General features: G+C 65.5%; 20 protein-coding genes. 3 read left to right on the top strand and 17 right to left on the bottom strand.

Annotated elements, in window-relative coordinates; all coding sequences use genetic code 11:
- The 5 genes from AB0J29_RS06445 to AB0J29_RS06425 all read right to left on the bottom strand — a co-directional run.
- Positions 1–10,989, bottom strand: a 10,989-nt coding sequence (locus tag AB0J29_RS06445; RefSeq protein WP_364780236.1) for a hypothetical protein, incomplete at its 3' end; no start/stop codon positions are given.
- A gap of 16 nt (positions 10,990–11,005) precedes the next feature.
- The gene (locus tag AB0J29_RS06440) at positions 11,006–11,521 is read right to left on the bottom strand and encodes a YbaB/EbfC family nucleoid-associated protein (RefSeq protein WP_364780233.1); all 516 of its coding nucleotides are present in this window, start codon (positions 11,519–11,521) and stop codon (positions 11,006–11,008) included.
- Positions 11,522–11,541: 20 nt separating this feature from the next.
- Positions 11,542–11,856 carry a hypothetical protein gene (locus AB0J29_RS06435; RefSeq protein WP_364780230.1) on the bottom strand — a complete coding sequence of 105 codons (315 nt, stop codon included), beginning with the start codon at positions 11,854–11,856 and terminating at the stop codon, positions 11,542–11,544.
- A gap of 158 nt (positions 11,857–12,014) precedes the next feature.
- On the bottom strand, positions 12,015–12,797 hold the full coding sequence (locus tag AB0J29_RS06430; protein ID WP_364780227.1) for a cupin-like domain-containing protein: 783 nt from the start codon (positions 12,795–12,797) through the stop codon (positions 12,015–12,017).
- A 315-nt stretch (positions 12,798–13,112) separates the two neighbouring features.
- Positions 13,113–13,535 (bottom strand): Scr1 family TA system antitoxin-like transcriptional regulator, encoded by a 423-nt coding sequence (locus tag AB0J29_RS06425; protein WP_364780224.1) that lies wholly within the window; start codon positions 13,533–13,535, stop codon positions 13,113–13,115.
- A 339-nt stretch (positions 13,536–13,874) separates the two neighbouring features.
- Between AB0J29_RS06425 and AB0J29_RS06420 the strand changes: the two genes are divergently transcribed.
- The 3 genes from AB0J29_RS06420 to AB0J29_RS06410 all read left to right on the top strand — a co-directional run bounded on the left by AB0J29_RS06420 (position 13,875) and on the right by AB0J29_RS06410 (position 17,645).
- Positions 13,875–15,401 carry a hypothetical protein gene (locus tag AB0J29_RS06420; RefSeq protein WP_364780221.1) on the top strand — a complete coding sequence of 509 codons (1,527 nt, stop codon included), beginning with the start codon at positions 13,875–13,877 and terminating at the stop codon, positions 15,399–15,401.
- Positions 15,402–15,455: 54 nt separating this feature from the next.
- Entirely contained in the window at positions 15,456–15,887 is a 432-nt protein-coding gene (gene dtd / locus AB0J29_RS06415; protein ID WP_364780218.1) for a D-aminoacyl-tRNA deacylase, read from the top strand.
- A gap of 258 nt (positions 15,888–16,145) precedes the next feature.
- Positions 16,146–17,645 (top strand): hypothetical protein, encoded by a 1,500-nt coding sequence (locus tag AB0J29_RS06410; protein ID WP_364780215.1) that lies wholly within the window; start codon positions 16,146–16,148, stop codon positions 17,643–17,645.
- Between the two features lie 34 nt (positions 17,646–17,679).
- On the opposite strand, the gene AB0J29_RS06405 is transcribed toward AB0J29_RS06410, so the two are convergent.
- The 12 genes from AB0J29_RS06405 to rpsH all read right to left on the bottom strand — a co-directional run bounded on the left by AB0J29_RS06405 (position 17,680) and on the right by rpsH (position 24,524).
- The gene (locus tag AB0J29_RS06405; RefSeq protein ID WP_364780212.1) at positions 17,680–17,907 is read right to left on the bottom strand and encodes a hypothetical protein; all 228 of its coding nucleotides are present in this window, start codon (positions 17,905–17,907) and stop codon (positions 17,680–17,682) included.
- Between the two features lie 513 nt (positions 17,908–18,420).
- Entirely contained in the window at positions 18,421–18,768 is a 348-nt protein-coding gene (locus AB0J29_RS06400; RefSeq protein ID WP_364780209.1) for a type II toxin-antitoxin system PemK/MazF family toxin, read from the bottom strand.
- Positions 18,765–18,983, bottom strand: a complete 219-nt coding sequence (locus AB0J29_RS06395; RefSeq protein WP_364780206.1) for an antitoxin — start codon at positions 18,981–18,983, stop codon at positions 18,765–18,767. The genes AB0J29_RS06400 and AB0J29_RS06395 overlap by 4 nt, the downstream gene beginning before the upstream one ends.
- A gap of 50 nt (positions 18,984–19,033) precedes the next feature.
- Positions 19,034–19,831: a type I methionyl aminopeptidase gene (map, locus tag AB0J29_RS06390; RefSeq protein ID WP_364780203.1), complete on the bottom strand. Its 798-nt coding sequence runs from the start codon at positions 19,829–19,831 to the stop codon at positions 19,034–19,036.
- Between the two features lie 6 nt (positions 19,832–19,837).
- The gene (locus tag AB0J29_RS06385) at positions 19,838–20,383 is read right to left on the bottom strand and encodes an adenylate kinase (RefSeq protein ID WP_364780200.1); all 546 of its coding nucleotides are present in this window, start codon (positions 20,381–20,383) and stop codon (positions 19,838–19,840) included.
- A complete protein-coding gene (secY, locus tag AB0J29_RS06380) occupies positions 20,380–21,702 on the bottom strand; it encodes a preprotein translocase subunit SecY (protein ID WP_364780197.1) in 1,323 nt (440 codons plus the stop codon). Before secY ends, AB0J29_RS06385 begins: the two co-directional genes overlap by 4 nt.
- A 141-nt stretch (positions 21,703–21,843) precedes the next feature.
- Positions 21,844–22,287 (bottom strand): 50S ribosomal protein L15, encoded by a 444-nt coding sequence (gene rplO, locus AB0J29_RS06375; protein WP_364495969.1) that lies wholly within the window; start codon positions 22,285–22,287, stop codon positions 21,844–21,846.
- Between the two features lies 1 nt (position 22,288).
- Positions 22,289–22,468 carry a 50S ribosomal protein L30 gene (rpmD, locus tag AB0J29_RS06370; RefSeq protein ID WP_364780193.1) on the bottom strand — a complete coding sequence of 60 codons (180 nt, stop codon included), beginning with the start codon at positions 22,466–22,468 and terminating at the stop codon, positions 22,289–22,291.
- Entirely contained in the window at positions 22,468–23,130 is a 663-nt protein-coding gene (rpsE, locus tag AB0J29_RS06365) for a 30S ribosomal protein S5 (protein ID WP_364780190.1), read from the bottom strand. The genes rpmD and rpsE overlap by 1 nt, the downstream gene beginning before the upstream one ends.
- A gap of 31 nt (positions 23,131–23,161) precedes the next feature.
- Positions 23,162–23,569 carry a 50S ribosomal protein L18 gene (gene rplR, locus AB0J29_RS06360; RefSeq protein WP_040686597.1) on the bottom strand — a complete coding sequence of 136 codons (408 nt, stop codon included), beginning with the start codon at positions 23,567–23,569 and terminating at the stop codon, positions 23,162–23,164.
- A gap of 2 nt (positions 23,570–23,571) precedes the next feature.
- On the bottom strand, positions 23,572–24,111 hold the full coding sequence (gene rplF, locus AB0J29_RS06355; RefSeq protein ID WP_364780186.1) for a 50S ribosomal protein L6: 540 nt from the start codon (positions 24,109–24,111) through the stop codon (positions 23,572–23,574).
- Between the two features lie 14 nt (positions 24,112–24,125).
- Positions 24,126–24,524: a 30S ribosomal protein S8 gene (gene rpsH / locus AB0J29_RS06350; protein WP_364780183.1), complete on the bottom strand. Its 399-nt coding sequence runs from the start codon at positions 24,522–24,524 to the stop codon at positions 24,126–24,128.
- Positions 24,525–24,755: the final 231 nt, after the last annotated feature.

Genomic DNA, 24,755 nt, shown 5'->3' with positions numbered 1-24,755 from the left:
CCCATGCATCACCTCATCGAGACGATCCATCAGCGCTCGATGTTCAGCCTCCGCCTCCGCATCACGACGTTGGAACGCCTCCTCGGCAGCAGCCAATTCACGCGCCAACGCATCATCGATCCGCGATGCAGCCGAATCCGACTCCGGCACCACCTCCCGCAGATCATCAACCCCCGCCAAAGGCTCGTCGAGCCCATGCATCACCTCATCGAGACGATCCATCAGCGCTCGATGTTCAGCCTCCGCCTCCGCATCACGACGTTGGAACGCCTCCTCGGCAGCAGCCAACTCACGCGCCAACGCATCATCGATGCGCGCAGCCTCCTGCGAACTATCGGCATCCCCGAACCGCTCCTCGAGCCGACGCATCACCTCGTCGAGATGGTCCATCAGCGCTTGATGTTCGGCCTCCGCCTCCTCGTTCCGACGCCGGAACGCCTCCTCGGCGGCCGCAGATTCCCGCTGGAACGCTTCGTCGATGCGCGCGAGTGGATCCGCCGAATTGCCGTCCGCCGCACCCTCTTCCGTGTGCATCCGCGCGATCCATTCGTCGAGTTCCGCATGCATGCGCGCGTTCCACTCGTCTTGTTCGGCATCCATCCGCCGCTTCCAGTCCGAGCGGGCATCCGGCTCGGCGCCGGGCCGGACCGGTGGATCGGCCGATCCCGGGTCCGCAGGGCCACCAGGCTTGCGTCCTGGCCCGCCATCGTCCGGCCCACCCACTCTCGGCGCTCGGTCGGCACCGGGACCGGGTGCCGTCAATTCGCCAGGAGCGGCGTAGAACTCGTCGAGCAATGCGGCGAGGTTCCGGATTTGCTCGGCGCGCGCTTGGATTTCCGCACGCATGCGACCGAGTTCGGCGGTCAGCTCGGCCGGGCTGAGCCCCTCGTGCTTCTCGATCTTGCCGTCGCGATAAGCCTCGTACACCTTGCGGAAGGTCGCATCATCCGCACCCGCGATATCGACACCGACGAGCCGGGCCCAGTCACGATTCGGTTCGGGTCGCCCACGCTCCTCGCCGGACACACCATCGGCGCGGCCGGGATGGTCCGCGAGCACCCTCCCGAAATCGAGCGCATTCCCGGATCGCATGGCCTCGGCGATGATTTCGCGCAACGCCTGCACACCGGCCAGTTCATGGATCGGCGGTTCGCCCGCGGCGCGCGGATCGGCGGACAGATCGCCGCGCGGCACATCGGAGTACGGATCGGCATCGATCAGCGCACGCAGATATTCGGTGAGCGCGTCGACCACCTGATCGTGCTTACCCTCGCCCTCGAGGCCCTCGATCACCTTGCGCAGCTTCGCCGGATCCAATCCGTTCGCATCCAGTCGGCGCACGATCTCACCGTCGTCTGCGATGCTGATCTTGGTCGGCTGCAACGATTTCGAGTCATCCAGCCCGAGCTGTGACGCCAAACGATCGCGAGCGGCATTGACCGCGCCCCGATCGATATCGCGCAGCTGCTTGGCATAGTCGGCCAGATCCTTGAACTGCTGCTCGCGCCGCGCGCTGCGCCATTGCGGATCGGCCAGCGCCTCCGCGACCCGCCGCGGCGTCAGCTCCGACTCCGGAATATCGAGCCGGTGCGCGAGTTGACCGCGCGCATCGCCGATATCGTTGAAGTTCTCGATCTCGTTCATCGTGCGCGCGAAGTCGGCCAGCGCCTCGACCTGACCGGCGCGCAGCGCATTGGCCAGCTTCAGCTCCGCAATGGTCCGCGCCAGCCGATCCGGGTGCAATGCGTCTGGTCCGAGGCCGAGTTCCTTTGCCAGAGCGACGATTTCGGCGGCCATTTCGGCACGCGTGCGGGGTGGCGCGTTGCCCTCGTCCCCGGGCGAATGCGTGGTCGCCTCCTCGACAGGGGCCTGCACGGCACGCCACTGACCGTCGTTGTCCCGCACCATCGTGACGACCAGCTCGCGGCCGTCGATCGTCTCCCGATGGTGGTATACCTCGGGTGTTTCGACCGGATCCAGATGAATCTGCCCCATGCGATCCGTGCGCGCGGACCGGTAGTCGAGTTCGACCTCGCCCCGATTGAGCGCATCGGCCAATGCCGGATCATCGGCGAGCGCCCGCGCCAACGCATCCGCCCGATCCAGCGGCCCGTTGATCACCACCAGCCGATCCGGCGCACCCTCGCCGACGGGGACCCGCGCGACCTGATCACCATGGATTTCCCCGACCGGCTCCTGCTCCGCGCCACGCAGATGCGGTTCGGCGGCCTCGGCGAATTCGGCGACCCTGGCGACCCGCGCGTCGTGCTCGGCCCACAGCCTGCGCAACGTGGCATCGAGATTGCGCGGGTTCACATCATCGAGGCCGAGGCCGAACATCTGCGCCCAGGTGGACGCCGCATCGCGAAGTTGGTCGCGGCGCAGCGCGTGCTCGAAGAACACCCGGGGTCCCTGGTCGCGGCCCAGTTCCTGCCCGTCGCCGATATCGCCCCATTCGCGCAGCGGGTCGGCGCCGTTGCCGACGGGCCGGAAGTCCCGCAGACCGGGATGGCCGTCGAAGGCGGTGATCAACTCGTTGAGGAAGCGGCCCATCGGATTGTCGTCGAACATGCTGACCTGATCGGCCAGCGGCACCGGACGGCCCGTGGCATCGGACACGCCCCATCGGGGGGCGGACGCGCTGTTCGGCTCGTCCTCGTCGTAGTAGTCCTCGTCCTCATCGCCCCGCCGAGCATCGGGATCCTTGATTTCCCCCGCCACCGGCTCGCGACCATGCAGCTCGGGACCCGAGCCGCCCTCCAGGTCGGCGTCGACATAGGGACGCGTGACCTCCTCGTTGAAGCGATCGGCCGCCTCCGCGAGGCCCGCGATCGCGGCCGCCTCACGCATCGTGCGGTATTCCTGCTCGTCGAGTACCCGGCGAATGGTCTCCGGACTTTCGTCGGGCAGATCGAGACCGAGTCGGTGTGCCGTATCGGTGAGCGATTCGTCTTCCGGTGGCAGACCGTCGATTTCGGTAATCTGCTCCGGCTGCGTCGGCTCGTGTTCGAGCGCCCTGGCCTCCTCGTCCGAGATCAGACCGAAGTTCTCCAGATCATCGATAATCCGTTGCCGCTGTTCCGGATCGGCGACGGCCAGTGCCTCTTCCAGCACCGCCCGCGCCTCTTCCGGCGCGATGGCCTCCACCTCGAGCAGTTCGGTGACGGTCTGGCGCACCAAGTCCGGATCGGCGTCGCTCACCCAGAACCGGTATTCCTCGCCGTCGGGCGTGCGTGGCGTCACGAAATCGCCTGCCACATCTCGAGTCCGGCCGGAGAGCCGGTTCAGGATCGGCAGATGCTCCCGCTTACGCCACGCCGTCCAACCCTCCTTAGCGATGCGGGCCATATTGAGGCCCTGGTCTTCACCCTCCGGGGCGGGTCGAGCGACGGTTTCGTGTCCGGGCGTCGGCTGCGGCGGTTGGGGCGCCTGCGGATGCGGATGCGATCCGAACAGATCCGGCACATGTGCCGCACCATCCGCCACCGCGTTCTGGCCGCGGCGGTCCTCACCCGAACCCGACGGGTACTTCGGGTAGTCGCCCACGTAACCACGCACGCGCATCCGCTGCCGAATCCGCTCCCACGCCCGGCGCAGTTGCGACTTCTTCTCAGGTGGCTCGGAATCCGCTGGGCGAGCGGGTGTTCCGGATTCTTCGGGAGTTTCGACGCGCCAACCCCCCGCATCGTCGGGCCGCACCTGGAGCGGCACCTCTTCGCCGTTCGCATCGATGACGACGCGACGCGGCTCATCCCGATTCGACGGATCCGCGGATTCATCCCCGGAGTTCTCGTTTCGCGAGTGATCCGGATCGTCGGGGGTCCCGGCTGGCACTGGCGGCTCGGATGGCGGCTTCTTACCACCACCACCGGCTTCCTCGGATGGCGGCGGCTTACCACCACCGGCTTCCTCGGACGGGGGCTTCCTACCATCACCAGCTTCCTCGGACCGGTGGACCTCGGCCCGCGATTGCCCTGCCGTTGAGTCATCGATGCGCAGCACCCGCGTCTCACCCTGCGCGCCGATCCGCAGCTCGCGCACGACAGTCCCGGGTTCGGCGCGCAGTTCGGCCAGTTGCGGATGTCGGGCGGACGCGGCGTCCAGCGCCCGGACCGGATCACCGTCGCCCCAGCCGACCACGAATACGCGCGCGGGCTCACCCGGCACCACACCGACCCGATCGGTCACCGGAATCGCCCCGGCCCGCAGCAAGGCATCGCGTTGCAGTGCGATCGCCATCGCCTCGTCGAGCCGTGCCACCCGCTCTTCGGCCCGTGCGATGCGCTCCGGATCGCCCGCGGCCCTTGCTGCATCGCGCTCGCGCACCGCCGCCGCGTTCTCCGCCGCCAATCGATCCAGCACGTCTCGGCGCTGCTGCTGGGCCTGCCGCTGCTGGGCGGCGTCGTCCGGATGTGCCGGTGGGAACTCCGGCCGGAATTCGGGCGAATCCGCCCCGTCGCCCGGCGCTTCGGGTCGGATCGGGGTCTCCGGCCTGCTGAAATGCGCGACGACCTTCTCGTATTCGCCGGGCCGACCGCGCATCGCATCCTGATCGAAGCGCACCTCGGTGAAGCCGAGTTCGACTGCCAGTTTGCCGGTGAAGGTATTGCGCGCCGCGTCTTCCGGAGTCAGGTACAGCTCCTGTATACCGGCGTTGAAGGTATCGAGGTTGTCGCGAACCCGCTCGTCGGCATTCCATTCGGCGCGGATCTCGGTCACCTGATGTCCGAGCTCGCGCATCATGTCGCGGAACATTTCGCGCCCGGTCGGAGTGCCGTCGCCGACCCGCACCGTCACGCGCAGTATGCCGTCCGCGTCGACCCGGCCGTGGATGCCGTGCTGGTTGTCCCCACCGTATCGGTTGGTGTACGCGTTCGGGCTGTCGTCGAAATCGGCGTCCCGGCTGCTCGGATCCTCCGGCCGCACCGCGGTATCGCTGTGGTCCGGCGGCGAATCGCTCGCGTGCGCGCGGATTTCGGCCAGCCGTGCCAGCACTGTGTCGTGCCACTCGCCGCGATTGTGCTTGTCGAACTCGGGGCGCAACGCGGCAACGCGTTCGGTAATGGCGTCGACGACCGCGCGCGGCAGATGGTGGTCGATGACCTCGATACTGTCGCCATTTCGCCGCAGGAAGTGTTCGGCGAACGGGCTCAGCGCATTTCGCGCGGCCTCGCTCTCCTCGAACCCACGACTGTGATCAATGCCGATGACCTCGCGCTGCGGTCCGATCATCCAGCCCTGCGCATCGCGGTCCGGAATCCGGATCAGCGCGTCCAGCAGACCGAGTGCCCGGCCCGCGACGCTATCGGCGTAACCGAGTTCGTGCACGTCGACGAACTGCGGATGCCGTTCTGCCGCAACACGTCCCGCCAGCTTTTCCAGGTACACGACATTGGATTTGGCGTGGAACACTTCCGGCACATTCGCACCGATGGTGCGGCCGAGCAGCGATGCCAGCCGTTCGGCGACCGCATGGCGCGGATTCATGACGGTCTTACGAATCAGTTCGGTGCCATCGTTGAAGGCGACCAGCTCCACCTTCCTGGCGGCATGGACCGAGGAAGCCTCGCTGAGCACCGTGACCGACCGTTCGCCGGAAGCGATGGCGGAGCGGACGATATCGTCGAACGAGCGAATGCCGTGCGCGTCATCCCAGGCGCGGCCGTAGAACTCGGCGTGGGTCTCGGACGAATGCTCGGGCCGATGGTCGGCGACCTCGGGGCGGATGGCGTCCAGACCCGCCGCATTGGCGATTCGGTCCAATTCCGATGTGGGGGCTTGTGGATTCTCCTCATGTGCGCGGGCGCGGGCGGCGTCGTAGGCGCCGGTGTAGGTGCGCTCCAGCGGAGTTTCCGCGAGATCATGTCCGGCCACCCTGAGTTGTTTCGCCGCAATGATTTCCAGCGCATGCGCCCGGGTTTCCTCGTCGAGCATGCGCGCGATGTATTCCTCGCGCGGTAGGCGCATGCGTTCCTGTGCGCCGCCGGGAGTCTCGCGGGTGTGGGCCAATTCGACGTGGATGGCACCGTGCACCAGGGCGGCCATCTGTGCCGCAGCGGAGGCGCCGACATCCAGGGCGAGGGTGCGGCGGCTCGGGTAGTAGCGGTCGTCCGCGCCGGACTCGTGCACGATATCGACATCGTTGCGGGTGAGCACCTCGTCGGCCCAGCGGCCGATTTCGGTCTCCCGCAGCTGTTCGCGAATCCGTGCGATGCGCTCTTGGGCCGCCACGCCCGCACGATCCAGCGGGGTGAGATCGGTGGCGCGATCGAACTGGTTGGGTGACGGCTCTGCGATGGGCTCGACCCGGATGCGGCCGATCTGGTCGGTATCCACATTCAGGTGTTCGCGCACGACCCCGGGCCGGTCGAGCAATTCGCGGATCTCCGGGTGCTGCCGTGCCTCGTGCAGGACGCGCTGATGGTCGTCGGTGCCCGACGCGATGACCAGACGGTCGGGCTCCCCGGGGATATGCACGATGTGCTCGTTGAGCATCCGCGCAGTGGGGGCGTCGCGCAGATGTTGGTCGAGGACTTCTCTGATCGCCGCGTCGGCCACCTGATCGGCGCGCTGGTCGTAGGTCGCTTGGGCATGCTGACGCTGGTCGGCGAGATCCGCGAGAGTGCGCAGGTCGTGTTCTTCGGTACGGAGTTCCGCCTGCCGTTCGGGTGGAACACTCTGTCCGGCAAGTTCATTCGCGATGCGCTGCAGGTGGTCGGTGATCTGGCGCTGCAGCGGCTGTCTGGCGAGGGTCGGATCGAGGCCGAGGGCCGTCGCGCGCCTGGCGAGTTCTTCCGAGGTGTCGCGCAGGTCGCGGAAGGCCGACTCACGGGCCAGCGCCCCGGAACGCATATTCTCCGTGACATCCGCAGGGGCGTCGTGCATGTGCGCGCCGGGCGGGAGTTGGGCGCGCACATGGCCGCGATCCCAGGCGTCACCGTAGTAATCGGTGTAGTTCCTGCCGTTTCGCCATTCGTAGGTGGCGATCTCGTGGCGCAGCGCGTCGACGGCGACCTCATGTGCGGCCTGGCGGATCTCGGCCGGTGTCAGCGACGAATCGCTGGCCGACAGATCGGCGGCGGCGCGATCATAGGCGGTGGTGTATGTCTCTTCGAGCGGGTGCACCGCGATCTCGTGGCCGAGATCCCGGAATTCCCGGGCCAATTGGAAGCGGCGGCCTGTTGCCGCAGCCTCCTCGCCGACCATGGTGCGCACGAATTCGTCGCGTGCCATCGCGCGGACATCACCGGTTCGGCCCTGGACGTACCGTTCGGCGTGCACGGATTCATGGGCCAGCGTGAGCGCCTGCTGGACATGATCGACACCCGAGGTGAAGGCGACCGCTGTCAATTCGCGACGGCGGAATTCCCCGGCTCGGCCGTCACCCGCGGACGGTTCGAATCCGTCGCGAAAGGGACCGTTGTCGAAGCTCGCCGCGATCCGCCGCCCGGTCTCGGTCTGACGCAACAGTTCACGGACCTGATCGGGCTGCGCATCCAGCGAACGGCCGATGCGAGCCGAGGGATCGCTCGTATGCGGATGCTCGGAACCGATGGGGTGCAACGGTTTTCCGGCCGGATCGAAGGCAATCGCATAGGTACCACTGAGTTCGCGCGGCACCGTCGGCGGGAAGCCCTCCACCCGGCCCGCTCCCGGATCGCGCACCACGATCCCACCGTTCTCGTGCACCAGCACATACGCGTGCGCACCAACGTTGTACCTGTCGACCGGACCGCTGTATTCATCGACAACCAGCGCCGAGGACCCCTCCGGCATGGAAAGCAACAGCCGCGCGATCTCGCCGTGATCGCCATAGGAACGCAACTGCCCACCCGCGGCCGTCTGCACCTCCGCAGCCGTCATACCGTCCAGCCCGATCACCCGCTCGGGCAACCGGATCGCCGAACTCTCGGTAATCGCCTTGATCAACCGCAGCGACAACTCCGCACACCGGCCACGATTCCGCTCCGGAACCCGAACCTCATCCCCGCCCCGACGATGCTGACTGCCCGCGCCATCGCCATCGTGTGCCCTGTCCGCGGGCGCATCCCCCGCCACCCGATGCGGTTCAGCCACCGCCGGCTGCGGCACAAAAGCCACCGCGGAATCAAGCGACTCTGCCCGCCGCCGCGCCGCCTCCCGCCGCGCCTCGACCTCCTCCCCATCGCCACGATGTGACTTGGACGGCTCGATATCCCCACCAGCCCGATTCCCCTCCCCCGCCGGATCCGTCGCACGCCGTACGTCGGAAGGTTCAGAGCGCGTTGGGGGGTCGTCGGCGACGCGCATGGCACCCTCGTCACCGGGACGCGCGATGCCCTCATCACCAGGACGCACGACGCCCTCATCACCAGGACGCACGACGCCCTCATCACCAGGACGCACGACGCCCTCATCACCGGAGCGCATGGCCCCCTCGTCGCCTCGGTGCACGACCCCCTGGTCACCGAGGCGCGCAACACCGTCACCGTCAGCCCGCACGGCACCGCCACCCCGAGGCTCTACCGCACCGCCGCTGTCGCGCACGACATCATCAGTCCGCATGGCAGCGTCGGCCGCGGAACGCACGGCGCGGTCGGTTTCGGGGACATCACCCTCGGGGCGCACGGCACGGTCACTGTCATGGGCTTGTCGCGCGGCGTCGGCACGGTCCGGGCGGGCGGTGGGGTCACTGTTGGGGCGGACGGTGACGTTGCTGTCGGACTGGGCGTCGGCGCGGGTGGGGGCTGGTTCTGTCCGGGTGCTTACTACGGGTTCGGCGATGGGGTGGTGGGGTGTGGATTGGGCTGCGCCCGCGCGGTTTTCGGAGGTAGTGCGGTTGGGGTTGGATTCGGAGCGGGTATCGCTGGTACCAGCACGGAAGCGGTCCGTGCCTGGGCGGCCGTCGGCGTTGGTGCGCGTATCGGCGGTGGATGGCGTTGTGGTGCGGGGTTCGGGGGTCGATGGTGGGCGGATCTGTCCGCCCCGTGTTGTTTCGGCGTTGGCGGTCGCGCCGGGGCGCACTTCGGCGGTTGAAGTCGCGCGCGGTGCGGACGGTGTTCCGCCGTTGCGGGCGTCGGGTGCGGCCTGCGTCGCTGATCCGGGTTGTGCGGGGGCGGAGCCGGTTTGGAGTGGGGTCGATGCTGCGGGGGCGCCTGCCTGCGTGGCCGAGTTGTCACCGGAGGCGCGCGAAGTATCGGCGGTCGCGTTCGAAGTATGTTCCGCGCCTGCCGGGGTCAGGTCGGCCCGGGTACCGGCATCGAGCCTGCTCTGCCCCTCGTGCGCTGCCGTTCCCGTATGGTCGGCCGTGCGATCGTCGGCACCGTTGGATTCGACAGTCGAATTCGTCTGTGCCGCAGCCAGATCCGTATGAGTCGCGGATTCTTCGGCGGGCCGTACGGCACCTTCCGATCCGGTTCCCACCTCCGAATTTCGCGTGCTCGACTGGTCGGCGCCACCGTCGGCAGCGCGCCCATCCGCAGTTCCATCGCCCGCGAGCTGTGTGCTCGCGGAGCCGTCCTCGTCGGCCCGCGCAGTCGAGGAACTGTCATCACCTGCACGCGCAGTCGCACCGTCATCACCAGCACGCGCAGTCGCACCGTCATCACCACCACGCGCAGTCGCACCGTCATCACCACCACGCGCAGTCGCACCGTCGTCACCACCACGCGCAGTCGCGCCATCACCGGCGGCCCCCGCCTTCGACGTACTGTCATCAGCGCCACGCGCACGCGCCGAATCATCGCTCGCACCAGAACTATTCGACGATCCGTCCGAACGAGCGGCTGAACCGCCATCCACCGCATGCGCCGTCGAACCATCGGCCGCACCGTCACCACCGCTGCGACCAGCCGACTCCCCCGTATGCCCCGCATTCGGCGCACCCTCGCCGGTCTGCCCGTTTCCCGAAGCAGCACCCGCACGCCCACCGGCGTCGGCACCATCACCGGCACCGACCGTCCCCGCGTCGGGACGAAAACCGATGCGGGACAAACTATCCGGATCGACGGGCGAACCATTCGGCCGAAACCACTCCGGATGCCGCTGCTGATAGAACTGTTCGGCCATCGCCCGATTCGCACCGGACATCGCGCCATTCGAGGCGCCCGCCGTCAACATACGCAGGTCGAATTCGGTCTTCTTCAGACCGTCGACGGCCTTGTCCCAACCACCTTCCGGCCCGGACTTCGCCCAGGTGAACGCGAATTGCGCGCCGACACTGCCACCGAAACCGGCAAGGGCACCCACCGTACCCGCGGTCGTGCCGGTAATCAGTCCGCGCAACCATGCCTTCATCTCCACATCGGCGAGCTTTTTGCCGATTCGCTCACCGAGTGGGCTAGCGACACCGGCGCCGACCGCCGAACTGATCGCGGTGATACCGACCTGCTCCCAATTGACCTCCTTGCGATGCCCCGAACTCACCTGGTACTGCTGAATTCCCCAGTCCTGGACCGTGCCGAGGAGGGTATCGAGGGCAATGTGACGGACCAGGAAATTCGCCAGTCGACGCCCGAGGAATTTGGCCACGATCTCGACGATCTTGTCCATGATCCGCTTTGCGATCATCCGGATGGCCACCCGGGTTCCGGCAATCGCCAGCGCCTCCGCCGCGGGCGCGGTCGGCGGAAAGATCCATGCGATCGCGATCTCGGCCGCGAGCAGTGCCAGCGAAGTGATCAGCATCAGCTGGGCGTATTCGATTTCGGTGCCGACGCCGGTCGCCGATTCGGCCAGCTTCTCGAAATCGTTGGCCAGCATCTCGAGCGATTGCGGACCTTCGAGATAGCTGTCGAAGTTCGCGACGATCGCCTCGATACCATCGCCGTCCGGATACGCCTTCAGCGACGCGGTTTTCGCATCACGGATATCGGGCAGGATATCGCGCAGTCCGGCGGCCGCGGTTCGCCAGTCGTCCGCCAACCCCCACATGCCATCGGGATCGCCCGCAGGCCAGTCGGATCCGGCGACCCATTCCAGCCATTGGAGATAACCCGGCAGCTCAGCCATCCGCGCTCACCGTCGGTCACCAGCTGGAATCGGTGACTCCGCGGTCGGTCGCCGATCGATGTGGGACCACCTCGACATCGCTGAATTCCATTGCGGCACCATCATTGACGGAAACCGACTGGCGCTCTTCGGAATTCGGCGGTGCCAGCGAAATCCTTGGCGCCTTCGGCATTTCGGCGCTCAGGTCGGGCATGCCCTCGATCAGGTCGGACAGTTTGGGCAGCCGGGCACGGCGGTCGTGCAGGGGCAGCATCAGCTCCTGCGCCTTGCGCGCCACCTCGGCGGCCGCCTGCTGCGCCGCTTCGGTCACCGCCTTCGCGATCTCGCCGTAGCTCAATTCCTCTATGCCGGAACCGAATTTGGTTTCGATAATCGTGCCGTCGGCATTCACGGTGACAGTGATCCGCTTGCGCACGGTAGCGCTCGCGGTCAGTTCGGCACGCTGCTGCTGCACCTGCGCGATCGCCTGAAACTGTTGTTGGACTTCATCGAGCACGGCCGCCATCTCGGCCTTGGCGAATTCGTTCGTCATGAGCTACGCCGACCCTCGACTCACCGGAAGCCGTCGGCATTGGACTTGTCCATCCGCCGCAATTCCTTGGCGGTCTTGGTCTGGCCCGTGTAGAAGTTGTCGAAATTCGTCGCCGTGGTCTTGACATTCTCGGTTATCTTCTCGCGGGCGACCAAGTATCCCTCGGGACCTTCGGTGAACTGCTGGCCGAACTTGTCGTTCCCCCACGGCGCACCGCGTCCGGCGAGCGCGGCATCCAGGGTGCTCAGCACGCTACTGACCCGGTCCCGAACGGCGCTGGTCCGCTCGGCGGCCTGCTCGAACAGATCCGCGTCGTGCTTCAACTTGTCCGACATCGCGCACTCCTGGAGCTCCAGCGGTTCCCCGCACCATCACCATCGGATCCTCGGATTCGACGATGACAGCGCTTGGCAACTCGTCAGTAGCTCGAGCGTGAACGGCAAGTGCCGGGCCAGTTACAGCACCCACCGAACACGGTGCGCCACATGGCCGATCACTTCCGCTTGCGGACCCTGCCCACGATGCCATCGACAATGCGCAACACACCACGCACCGCCATCGGGAAGAAGGCCGCCTTCATGAATTCGAAGTAGCTCGGGTTGTAGCGCGCGACATACGAGATCGCCGGATCCACGGATTCGACTTGGTGCCACCAGAACATCGGGATGTAGAGGATGTCACCGGTCTCGAGGACCACGTCGTAGTAGGACGCCTCCCCGAGCTTGTCGAAGCTGCGCACATCCGGGTCGAACTCGTCGGGGAGCCCGGTGTAGGGCGCCGACACATTCGTCGGTATCCGGCCATACACATTGTGGTACTCATTCGGCGGGAACAGCCGGACCCGCTTGCGGCCGTGTAGCTGAATCAGCAGGCCGTGCCACGGATCGTTGTGCAGCGGTGTCAGATTGCCCTGCTGGCCGATCCACACACTGCTCGCCGCCGAACTCTGTCGCCGGGTGCCGACGCGCGCCGGCAGCTGATCGGCGAGTGGCTGCGGGTCGGCGGCGGCACGCGAGTAGTAGTTCTTGCCCGGCTTCGGTTCGTCGAAAACAGCCGCCATGACATCGCGATATTCGAGCACCTCGACCGGCGACGTTTCCTGCGTGAACACATTGGTCGCACTGGTCAGCGCGGCTACCTTCTGGCTGCCGTATTTCTCGCGCAGCGCCTCCGGCTGAAAATCATCGAATACCGGCCAAGTTGTTGCGACACCACGGAATACGACCGGAGTCTGCGCGTCGAAGACGGCCTCGAGTTGGAAATCCCGATCGGGCACAACCAGCCCCTGCCGCCCGCCCCTCGACGGACTCACTACATCTCGGACGCTCCGACCGACCCATAGTACGAAACTGGCTAGGAAGATAGGGGCCAGCGTGACCGGCCGCTCATCGTAACCCTTGGTCATATCCCCGAATTCCTCTAGGAGAATTGATGCTGTGCCTTGACTTTCGGTTGCTCGATGCAAGCATACCGTCGTGGGGCGACACTATCTTGGTGGGCACCGCCTCGAAGGTACCCACTGATGGGAACAGCATCCGTGACACCCCGTCGTCGCTAATCGATCCCCCATACTTGGCCAGCGCGGTTTCAATCACACCCTGGCCGCCGCGCCTATGACTGCCAGACCCGCGAAGGTCTCGAATGCACGTGCATAGATGGCTATTTCACGCGGCTGCGTAATTACCGGCTCGGCTGTGCTGCCTTCCACCAAGACCATGCGATCGCCATATTTTACGAAGTTCATCGATGGTGCGGGGCAATACGCATTCATGGGGACAATGCCGAACGACAGTCGAGGCACCCTCATCGCCGCGAGCAGCCGATCCAATCGGCCGACCACGACGTCACCGGCCGCTACGTCGGTGTGTAATGTCAGCTCCGCCAAGATAATTCGAAAATCGTGATCCCATGGGTACCGCAACTGGTTGCGTTCCAGCCGCTTCGACACTCCGTCGGTCGATGCCATTGGGAATCGGTAGAAGCTCGAACTCGCCATGACCGTGACCTTCAGCACAACGGCCAGCAATCCACCGGGCCGGCTGCTGAAGGCAATTCGAGGCGCGGATGTGGACGCCGCTATCACACCCAACCTCGAGCACCTCGGCGGCGCGATATCAGATGAGGTGATACCGGAGTGCGGGATCAACCCGTTTCGCCCATCGCGACCCAACCACCCCGCCCATCGATCCGGTTCATCGACAGGCATGCGTACGAATCCTGCCGACATGGCCTGAGCGTGCTCAACGGCGGCACCTGCGCTCGCGCATCAGCCGATCACTCCCACGAACGGCAACATGCGCGCGGCTCGGTTCATCTAGTGTTGGTCCGATGCCGATTTCAGGGGGGAGACATCGTGGCCGATCAACTTGATTACCGCGATCCGCTCGATGCCGATGAATTCGCCACGGTACGTGGACTTCTCAGAACACGGTTCGCATCATCGGACATTCTCGCGGGCATCGAGACCGTGGGGCGACTTATCGCGCCGGGAATCATTGAGGTGGTGGTGATCGAGCAACTTCTCACCGCCGAGGCCGTCACTACCGACCAGATCGATCGGTGGCAGATCGACACCAGCGAACTCTTCGAGGTGGCCGAGGCGAACACCCGCGCCGCCGGCCGCCTCGAACTCGAATGGCGCAACTACAACGAAGCGCACTTCGCCATTCTGAGCGGCTCGGATTCGGCGAGTGCCCACTCGAAGTGGCTCGGCGACTATCCGGTAATCGGCACGTACGGAGCGCTTTTCGTCGTCTCGCACGAGGGCAATGTCTACGCGCACCCGATTATCGGGCCGAATGCGCTGACGGCGATGATTCTGCTGGGCAAGGTGGCCGCCAACACCTATCGCAGCGAACCGCAGCCCATCAGCCCGGCCGTCTACTGGTGGCGGGACGGCGAGATCGGCCTGGGCGCCATTACCGAAAGCGAGCCCGATCGCACTGTCGAGGTGCGCCCGACCCCGGAACTCGAGGCGCTACTGACCAGCTTGGCGGTGACCTGCGAGTTCGCGGTGCTGCCCGCCGGCGCGGTCGACAACGCGCTCGACGCGCTCGAGCAGTACCGACGAATGTGCACCGCCCCGGACAACTGTGCGGTCCCACCCGCCGTCGACGACCTCATCGCCGAAATCAATCGCAACGGCGGCGCTGTCGGATTCGTTGCGGCCGTGGCGGATTCGCGAGGCGCCGTACTGCACACCTGGGGCCCGAACCGGGGCCGGCATCTGCTCGCGGTACTGAAACTCACCAAGAACCGCGACCTCGCCGTGCTAGACGTGGAGACGGGCCATCTCTACGACCCCCACGGGCACGTCGAGGTCCGCGTGACCGTCGGTGACGGCCGGTCGCTGCCCTACCTCACCCACGCACTGCTCGAGGACTTCGTAGTCGCCGCCGCGGACCCGGATGACCCGTTCCTGGTCGTCGCACGCGCGGATGACATCTACATCCGAACGCGCCGCCACGAGCGGGTATATGAAATCGAGCACCGAGCCGGATCCGCGTCGGAACATTTCCGCGTATACACCCGGCGGCACAAGGTCGTTCGCGATGTCATCTGGGCGTGGGCCTGCGGCGACCCATCGTGGACAGACGTGGTGCAATGGCGGCGGGTCGATCCCACCTCGCCCGGCCTCGAGGCCGCCTCGGGGCTGGAAATCCTGCAGGACGAACTGTCGTCCACTGGTTCCGATCTCGCCCCCGACGTACTCGCCCTATTCGATTCCTTTCCGGCAGTTCGTGATATGCCTATCCCGTCGACGGACCTCACCGATCTCGCGATCGACCCGGCAATCCTGCGCGACCTGGCCTCAGCACACACCGAAGAGGCACTCCAGATCGCCGAAGCCGAAACGACCGACGACCCGGACGAGACCTGAGGCAGCCCGGCCGCGCACTGAGTGCCCGCAAACCCCGGGTGCAAGGATCGAAGCATGCGAGTACTGGTGCAGCGCGTATCCGCCGCGCAGGTGACCGTCGACGGACAGACCGTGGGCCGGATCGAACCGAATCCGCAGGGCCTGGTCACTCTGGTCGGCGTGACACATGACGACACCGAATCCACCGCGAAGGCGATGGCGGATAAGGTGTGGCGGTTGCGCATCCTCGACGGGGAACGCGCCGCCGCGGATCTGCATGCGCCCGTTCTCGTGGTCAGCCAGTTCACCCTCTACGCCGATACTGCCAAAGGGCGGCGGCCGTCCTGGTCCGCCGCCGCGCCCGGCTCGGCCGCCGAACCACTGGTCGAGACCTTCGCGCAGGCACTGCGCGAGCTCGGCGCAACCGTAGCCACCGGACGGTTCGGCGCGCATATGCATGTCGAATTGGTCAACGACGGTCCGGTGACACTGCTGCTCGAGGGCTGAACGCGACCACCGAGCGCAACCACACCGGCAACTTCGCGCACCGCCGGCGTGCCCAGAGCTACCTCGGCGAACCGCGCGGAACAGTGACGGCGTCCGGGAGCTCGGTCGGGACGGCTGTCAACAGGTCGATCGCAGCGGGCGCGGTCGCCGGTAGCCTGCCTGCTCATTCCGGTCGTTTCTATGGCAAACTCGCCTGGTGCAGATTGCGGCCGCTCGACGACCGCACGCGCGGAAGGTGAAGCGGGAGTTGAGGTCGCCATGGATCTGAGTGCACTCGAGCGTCGGGTAGCCGAGGATCGCCGGGCAGCCATCGACCGGACGGTCGAGAATGAATTGCGTTTGGCCACGTCGCTGTGCGACCTCGCCAAGGGCTTGGTCGCCACCAAGTCCGGCCCCGGCCGGGACCGGACGGCCGAGGCGCTTGCGCCATCGCAGGAGTCCGTCGGCATCCGGCTGCACTGGCTCGGCGCCGGTCGCGTCTCGGCCGAGTTCGCGGGCGAAGTCCAGGATGCGCTACGCGTCTTCGAGCAGGCGACCCGGCACATCGGTCACCGGGAGCTCGCGGCGAGCACTATCCGCAATGCCTGTCATACCTATCGCCAGGTGTCGCGGAGCCATCCGCAGGTGGCCGCGGTATGCGCGGACGGGCTGTCGAAATGTGGCGTCTGGTTGTGCCGCCTCGACCCCAAGGCCGCCGTCGCCGCCAGCGAGGATGCCGTGCGCATCCGGAGCGCGCTGTTCGCCGCGAATCCGGATCAGGCCGGAAAGTATCTCGCCAGCCTGAATATGCTGTTGCGCACGCTGATGGTCGGCCGCCAGCGCAAACAGGCCGTGGCGATGTATCGCGAGCGGTATGCCGCGCTGACCTCGCCGGAGATGACGGCACGACTGCGCGAAACCCGCATCGAGGACATCGATCTCACGAATAAGACCTTCACCGCGCTCACCAAACTCGAAACCCGAACCTTGCAGCGCGCGGGCCACCTGACGCAGCAGCAGATTCTGTACCAAACCTCCGGCGATCTCGCCACGATCGAGGAGATCAACTGGAAGCTGGCACTGGTCGGCTTGAAGCCGCTGGCCGCGGGTGCCCTACCCGATCCCCCGTCTCGGCCGGTGGAGATCGGTGCGACCTTCGGTGCATTGAGTGTGCGCTGCAGCGCACCCGATGCCGTCGCCCAGGTCCGCGCCGCGATCATCGCGGCCTACGCCGCCGACAACGCAAGTCAGGTCGATCGGTCAGCGGTCCGCGGCGCACACGAAACCCACTGGCATACCTTTGATCCCGAATTGAATCCGGCCGAGTCCCTCGGCGACGATGTGGTGTTGATCGAACAGCCGTACGGCGGTTCCGTTGTTGTCATGAGCCTGAAATGGGAGATCGCAGCGATCGGCAAACACCCACTGGCACAGCATCTTTCCGCGCGCTGGCAGGTGATCAGCGTTACCGCGAACGAAAAGATGTCCTACGAGCTGTGCCGTTACGAGAACGGTGTGGCGGCCCAATACGCCGCATTGGGCCGCCCGAGCGGACAAGCCCCGCTCGATACGCCATTGGCGCCGTTGGACTTCGCGGCGCTGGCCGACTACGGCGCGGACTACGCATCCGAAACCCAGGTCCGTGCCGCCTTCGGCAATACCGATATGTTCGCCAAACTCACCCAGCTGCCGTCGAGCGGCATTCGGCAAGCGGCACTGGCCATTCCGCTCGCCGACTACGGCGACAACGTCCTTTTCTTCCGCGGCAACGGGAGTTAACCGGGTACTTCCCACCGGATTCGGAGCGGTCGAGTTAGGCCGCGATCGTGGTTTCCACCATCGCGGCGAGTTGTTCGGCACCTACGCCATCGGCCACCGCGGCGTGATCGAGCACGACTGCGTAGCGATCGTGATCGGGCAGGTCCTGCCAGAGCCTGCCCGCATTCGCCTTGAATAGCCCGCGACGGCGCGGGTGGGCGCGGGAACGTCGGCGCGGGTGGGAATTCGGGCAATCTGCTGACGGTACAACGAATCTGGCCAACGCGGCGGTCCAGCGGAAGCCGGTACCTACTCGATGGCTACATACCACGCAGTACCGCTCTGAGCTGTGTGGAGACCGTTTTGCCGCTTCGAGAGCGCTCTCGACCCGGCACCGAACTACGGAATCCCGCAAGGGAATTCGAGTAGCGATCTACTCGGGTGGGCACCCCTCCCCCGGCCATACGCTTCGTCCATCATCGAATTTCAGTACGAAGCGGAGGAGAAACATCGCCACTGTGGTTGCGGTCGATCCCCTGGATGACCCCCCGAGATGCGGTAGGACGCATGGGCGCGGGTGCAAGGAACGACGTCACCGATCCAGCGCGAGCTGGGTAACGTCTGGGTAGGCGGCGGACGCATTGTGTCCGAAGCCGTTGCGCACCGGACATTGACGACCTGCGGGCGTCGGTGCGGCTCGGCTCCTCGCCGCGCGAGGCCACCGAACTCGGAGTCGGATAGGGTGACCGGCCAGCGCACCGACTAAATGTCGGCCGAATCGCGCAATACAGTCGAGCTACAGACCCAGGTGTAGGCATAACGCCCGATCAAGTTCGGCCGCAAGAGCTTCGGGCAGTCGGCCCAAAATGCGCCCAACTCGTTCGACTGATACCGACCGCACCTGTTCGGCCTGAGCTTTCGAAGCAACCCGTAGGCCCGGCACGTCCTTCAATAAGACCTGGAACGGAAAGACCTTCTCGGTGTTACTGGTAATCGGGACGACTGTGACGACACCTCGGCCGAGTTGTGCGGCACGTCGATTGGCACCGTCGTTGCTCACGATAATCGCGGGACGAAGCTTGCTGACCTCGTTCCCTCGAACCGGATCGAAATCCACGAGCACGAGATCGCCACGGCGCATCACATCAGCCCGTCGCCGGCAGTCGCCGACCAGGCAGCTTCCTCACCGGTTGCGTCCCACTCATCCCATGCCTCTTCGTACGCGTCCTCGAGAGCACGACTACGCAGCAGCGCGATAGCTTTGTGCACGGCGGCCGATCGCCCCGGCAGGCTGGATCGACACACCTCCGCGTCGAGGACCGCCACATCCTCATCCGACAGGCTCACACTAAGCTTCATACCCGCAATACTACCGGGGTAGGAATATGCGGGATACCGCTAGGAACCGCTTACTCCGGACGAACCGTCAGAATCCGCGGCCCATCCTCGGTAACCGCAACCGAATGTTCCCAGTGCGCGGCCCGGCTGCCGTCCAGCGTCACCACGGTCCAATCGTCGTCGAGCACCTTCGTCTGCGTAGTGCCCAATGTCAACATCGGCTCGATCGCGAGCACCGATCCGACCATGAGTTTCGGCCCCTTACCCGGCGCACCCTCGTTGGCCAGGAAAGGATCCATATGCATCTCCCGGCCGATGGCATGCCCACCGTAGCCATCGACGATGCCGTAGGACCGGCCGTGTTCCTTTTCGGCCGCACGCGTACCCATTTCGATGGCATGCGAGACGTCGGTCAGCCGGTTCCCGGGCAGCATGGCCGCGATACCCGCCTCCATCGATATCTTGGTGGCCTCGCTGAGCAGCTGATCGGCCTCGATAATCGAACCGACGCCGAAGGTCCAGGCCGAATCACCATGCCAGCCCTCGAGAATCGCACCACAGTCGATGGAGATCAGATCGCCTTCGGCCAGAATCTCCGACGATGTCGGAATCCCGTGCACCACACGGTCGTTCACCGACGCGCAGATCGAACCCGGAAACCCGTGATACCCCTTGAACGACGGCACAGCGCCCGCATCGCGGATCACCTGTTCGGCGATCTCGTCGAGCTCCAGAGTAGAAACACCGGGCTTGGCCGCCGCGCGCACCGCGACGAGCGCGCAACCGACAATCGCGCCGGCCGCCGCCATCGCATCCAGCTCACCCGCCGTCCGGAACGGCACGACCTTCTTCTTGCGATTGAAGACCATCCGGCCTCAGTGTCCCAGGGCGTGCAGCGCGCGGGCGTTGACCTCGTCGATCTCACCGACACCGTCGACCGAGACCACCAGACCGTCGTAATGCTCGAGCAGCGGCGCAGTCTCCTCGCGGTACACCCGGAGCCGGTTGCGGATCACGTCCTCGTTGTCGTCGGCGCGACCGCGCGCCATCATCCGGCCGACCACGGTCTCCTCGGGCACGACGAAGCAGAGCACCGCGTCGAGCTTCTTATCCATATCGGCGAGGATCTTCTCCAGCGCGTCGGCCTGATCGACCGTGCGCGGGTAGCCATCCAGCACAAAGCCGTTCGCGGCATCCGGCTCGGCAACCCGAGCCTCGACCATGCGGTTCGTCACATCGCTCGGCACCAGATCGCCCGCGTCGATGTACTTCTGCGCCTCTCGACCCAGCGGCGTCTGGGCGGAGATATTGGTGCGGAATAGGTCCCCGGTGGAGATGTGCGGGACGCCCAGCTTGTCCGACAGGAGATCGGCCTGGGTGCCCTTGCCGGCACCCGGCGGTCCGAGCAGTACAAGTCTCACTTGAGGAACCCTTCGTAATTTCGATTCATCAGCTGGCTTTCGATCTGCTTCACGGTGTCCAAGCCGACGCTCACCATGATCAGCACTGCGGTGCCACCGAACGGAAGGTTCTGGTTGCCACCGGAGGCGCCGATATCGAGGAACAGATTCGGGAGGACGGCCACGAGACCGAGGTAAATCGAGCCGGGGAGGGTGATGCGGCTCAATACGAAGTTGAGGTAGTCGGCGGTTGGCTTGCCGGGGCGATATCCGGGAATGAAGCCACCGAACTTCTTCATCTCGTCAGCGCGTTCCTCCGGGTTGAAGGTGATCGCGACATAGAAGTAGGTGAAGAACACGATCAGACTGAAGTAGATCGCGATGTATACCGGGTTGCCCGGGTTCACCAGATATTTCTGGATGATCTCCTGCCACCAACTGGGGTTGGGGTTGTTCCGCGAGGACGTCAGCTGCGCGACCAGATTCGGCAGATACAGCAGCGACGATGCGAAGATCACCGGGATGACACCAGCCTGGTTGACCTTCAGCGGCAGGTAGGTCGAGGATCCGCCGTACATCTTGCGGCCGACCACGCGCTTGGCGTATTGCACCGGAATCCGGCGCTGGCCCTGCTCGACGAAGATGACCGCGGTGATGATGGCCAGCGCGGCGACACAGACCAAGCCGAAGACCAGGCCGCCGCGGTTGTCCAGGATGGCCTTGCCCTCGGACGGGATTCGGGCCGCGATACCGGAGAAGATCAGCAACGACATGCCGTTGCCGATACCGCGCTCGGTGATCTGCTCGCCGAACCACATGACCAGGGCCGCACCGGCGGTCATCACCAGCACGATGATGACCATGCCGAAGATACTGGTGTCGGCCAGGATGTCCTTCTGGCAGCCTTGCAGCAGCTGACCGCGGGCCGCGAGCGCGACCAGACCGGTGGACTGCAGGATCGCCAGTGCGATCGAGAGGTACCTGGTGTACTGCGTCATCTTGTTCTGGCCGGATTGGCCTTCTTTGCGCAGTTCTTCGAAGCGCGGGATGACGACGGTGAGCAGCTGGATGATGATGCTCGCGGTGATGTAGGGCATGATGCCGATCGCGAAGACCGACAACTGCAGCAGCGCACCACCGGAGAACAGGTTGATCAGCTGATAGATACCGGCGGAATCACCGCCGGAAACCAGGTTGATGCATTCCTGCACGCTCTTGTAATCGACACCGGGGGATGGCAGCGACGCACCCAAGCGGTACAGCGCGATCAACCCCAGCGTGAAGAGAATCTTCCGCCGTAAGTCCGGAGTCCGGAAGGCCGATACGAAGGCGGAAAGCACAGATCCTCCTGGCGAACGACATATGGTCATGCCACGGATATAGAAAACCCATGACGAGGCTTGGCAGACAACAATTGAACTCTAACAGTGGCACCGGACGCGCCCTTCACTCGTCCGGTGCCACGTATCTGCAGAGTACCGTCAGCCCAGCTCGGTGACAGTGCCACCGGCCGCGGTGATCTTCTCCTTGGCGGCGCCGGTCACCTTGTCGACGGTCACCTGGACCGCGACGCCGATCTCGCCATCGCCGAGAACCTTGACCAGCTGGTTCTTGCGAACCGCGCCGGCGGCCACCAGCTCCGCCTTGCCGACCGCGCCGCCCTCGGGGAACAGCTTGGCGATCGAGCCGACGTTCACGACCTGGTATTCCACCCGGAACGGGTTCGTGAAGCCCTTGAGCTTGGGCAGCCGCATATGAATCGGCATCTGCCCACCCTCGAAGGCGGCCGGGACGTTCTTGCGAGCCTTGGTGCCCTTGGTACCACGGCCCGCGGTCTTGCCCTTGGAGCCCTCACCGCGACCCACGCGAGTCTTGTCGGTCTTGGCGCCGGGGGCCGGACGCAGGTGATGCAACTTGATGGTCATGTCAGACCTCCTCAACGGTTACGAGGTGGCGCACGACGTTGATCAGCCCACGGTTCTGCGGATTGTCCTCCCGAACCACAGTCTGGCGGATCTTGCGCAGGCCGAGCGTACGAAGGCTCTCCCGCTGGTTCGACTTGGCGCCAATCGACGACTTGATCTGGGTTACCTTGAGATCTGCCATTACCGACCTCCTGCTGCCTGAGCGCGCGCACGCAGCATGCCCGCCGGAGCGACATCCTCGAGCGGCAGGCCACGGCGCGCCGCGACCTCTTCCGGACGCTGCAGCATCTTGAGCGCCGCAACGGTCGCGTGCACGACGTTGATGGCGTTGTCGCTACCGAGCGACTTCGCCAGAATGTCATGGATACCAGCGCACTCCAGCACCGCACGCGCCGCACCACCGGCGATCACACCGGTACCGGGCGAGGCCGGACGCAGCATGACCACACCGGCCGCCGCCTCACCCTGCACCGGGTGGGTGATGGTCGAGCCGATCATCGGAACGCGGAAGAAGCCCTTGCGAGCCTCCTCGACACCCTTCTGGATGGCCGCGGGAACTTCCTTGGCCTTGCCGTAGCCGACGCCGACCAGACCGTTGCCGTCACCGACGATCACCAGGGCGGTGAAGCTGAAGCGACGACCACCCTTCACAACCTTGGAGACACGGTTGATCGCGACGACGCGCTCGAGCTGGTTCTTGTCGGTCTGCTGATCACGACGGTCACCACCGCCGCGACGATCCCGACCACCGCCGCGGCCGTCGCGGCTGTCGCCGCCACCAGCGGCACCATTCTGCTGTCCGGCGGGTCCGTTGCCGCCGTCACGCCTCTGACGTCCCGGCATCAGACGTTCCTTCCGTAAATGTTTGCAGTCATCAGAACTTCAACCCACCTTCGCGAGCGGCATCGGCCAGCGCCGCGATGCGGCCGTGGTAGTCGTGGCCACCACGGTCGAACACGACGGCCTCGATGCCAGCGGCCTTGGCACGCTCGGCGATCAGCTCACCGACCTTCTTGCCCTTGGCCGACTTGTCGCCGTCCAGCGCGCGCACATCGGCCTCGATCGAGGACGCGGCGGCAATGGTCTTGCCGAGCGAGTCGTCGATGAGCTGTGCGTGCAGATGACGCGAGGAGCGGTTGACCACCAGACGCGGACGCTCGGTGGTGCCGACGACCTTCTTGCGCAGACGGAAGTGACGGCGGGTCTTCGACAGACGACGCGTCGTCGACACGTCCTTGCCACGCGGAATGCGCTTGGCCTTCTGATTTTCGGTTTGCGCCATGATCACTTACCCGTCTTTCCGACCTTGCGGCGAACGACCTCGCCGGCGTAGCGGATGCCCTTGCCCTTGTAGGGATCGGGCTTACGCAGTCCGTGGATGACAGCGGAGATCTGGCCGACCTTCTGCTTGTCGATTCCGGACACGGAGAACTTGGTGGGCGATTCCACCGCGAAGGTGATGCCCTCCGGGGCCTCGATCGGCACCGGGTGCGAGTAGCCGAGGGCGAACTCCAGGTTCGAGCCCTTGGCCGCGACACGGTAACCGACGCCGAAGATTTCCATCTTCTTCTCGTAGCCCTTGGTGACACCCTCGATCATGTTGGCGACCAGGGTGCGGGTCAGGCCGTGCAGCGAGCGGTTCTGGCGCTGGTCGTCCGGGCGGGCAACCTCGAGCTGGCCATCCTCACCCTTGGCGACGGTGATCGGCTCGGCGACGACGTGGGTCAGGGCGCCCTTGGGCCCCTTCACCGACACGCTCTGGCCGTCGATGCTGACCTCGACACCGGCAGGAATGGCGATGGGCTTCTTACCAATACGCGACATGTGTCCTACCTCCCTTACCAGACGTAGGCGAGGACTTCGCCGCCCACGCCCTGCTTGGCCGCCTGACGATCGGTGAGCAGACCGGTCGACGTGGAGATGATCGCCACGCCGAGGCCGCCCAGGACCTTGGGCAGGTTGGTGGACTTCGCGTACACACGCAGACCCGGCTTCGACACGCGGCGCAGGCCCTGCAGGCTGCGCTCACGGCTGGGGCCGTACTTGAGGTCGACGATGAGGGACTTGCCCACGGTCGCGTCCTCGGTCCGGTAGTCGGCGATGTAACCCTCGCGCTTGAGGATCTCGGCGATATTCGCCTTGAGCTTCGAGTGCGGAGCCTTCACCTGATCGTGGTACGCCGAGTTGGCGTTGCGCAGACGCGTCAGGAAGTCTGCGATCGGATCAGTCATGGTCATGGTTCGACCTTGACACCTTTCTCGCTGCGGTTCCCATGCAACACCGGCACCCCGATAGGCACGCCAGCCGTGGGCCTACAGCAATTCGGCGGTCCGGCCGACGCTTGCCGACCGGATTGAGTTCTCGTATGAGCTCTCGGTGCGAGGGCCGTCCACACGTCGATACGGCATCGCATCAAGGACACGCGGACACAGAGGTGCCCAAGCAACCGGTCTAGTGTAGGCAAGGTC

The sequence above is a fragment of the Nocardia sp. NPDC049707 genome (assembly GCF_040674855.1).
GTDB lineage: Bacteria > Actinomycetota > Actinomycetes > Mycobacteriales > Mycobacteriaceae > Nocardia.
This window is presented reverse-complemented; position numbering and strand designations above follow the sequence as displayed.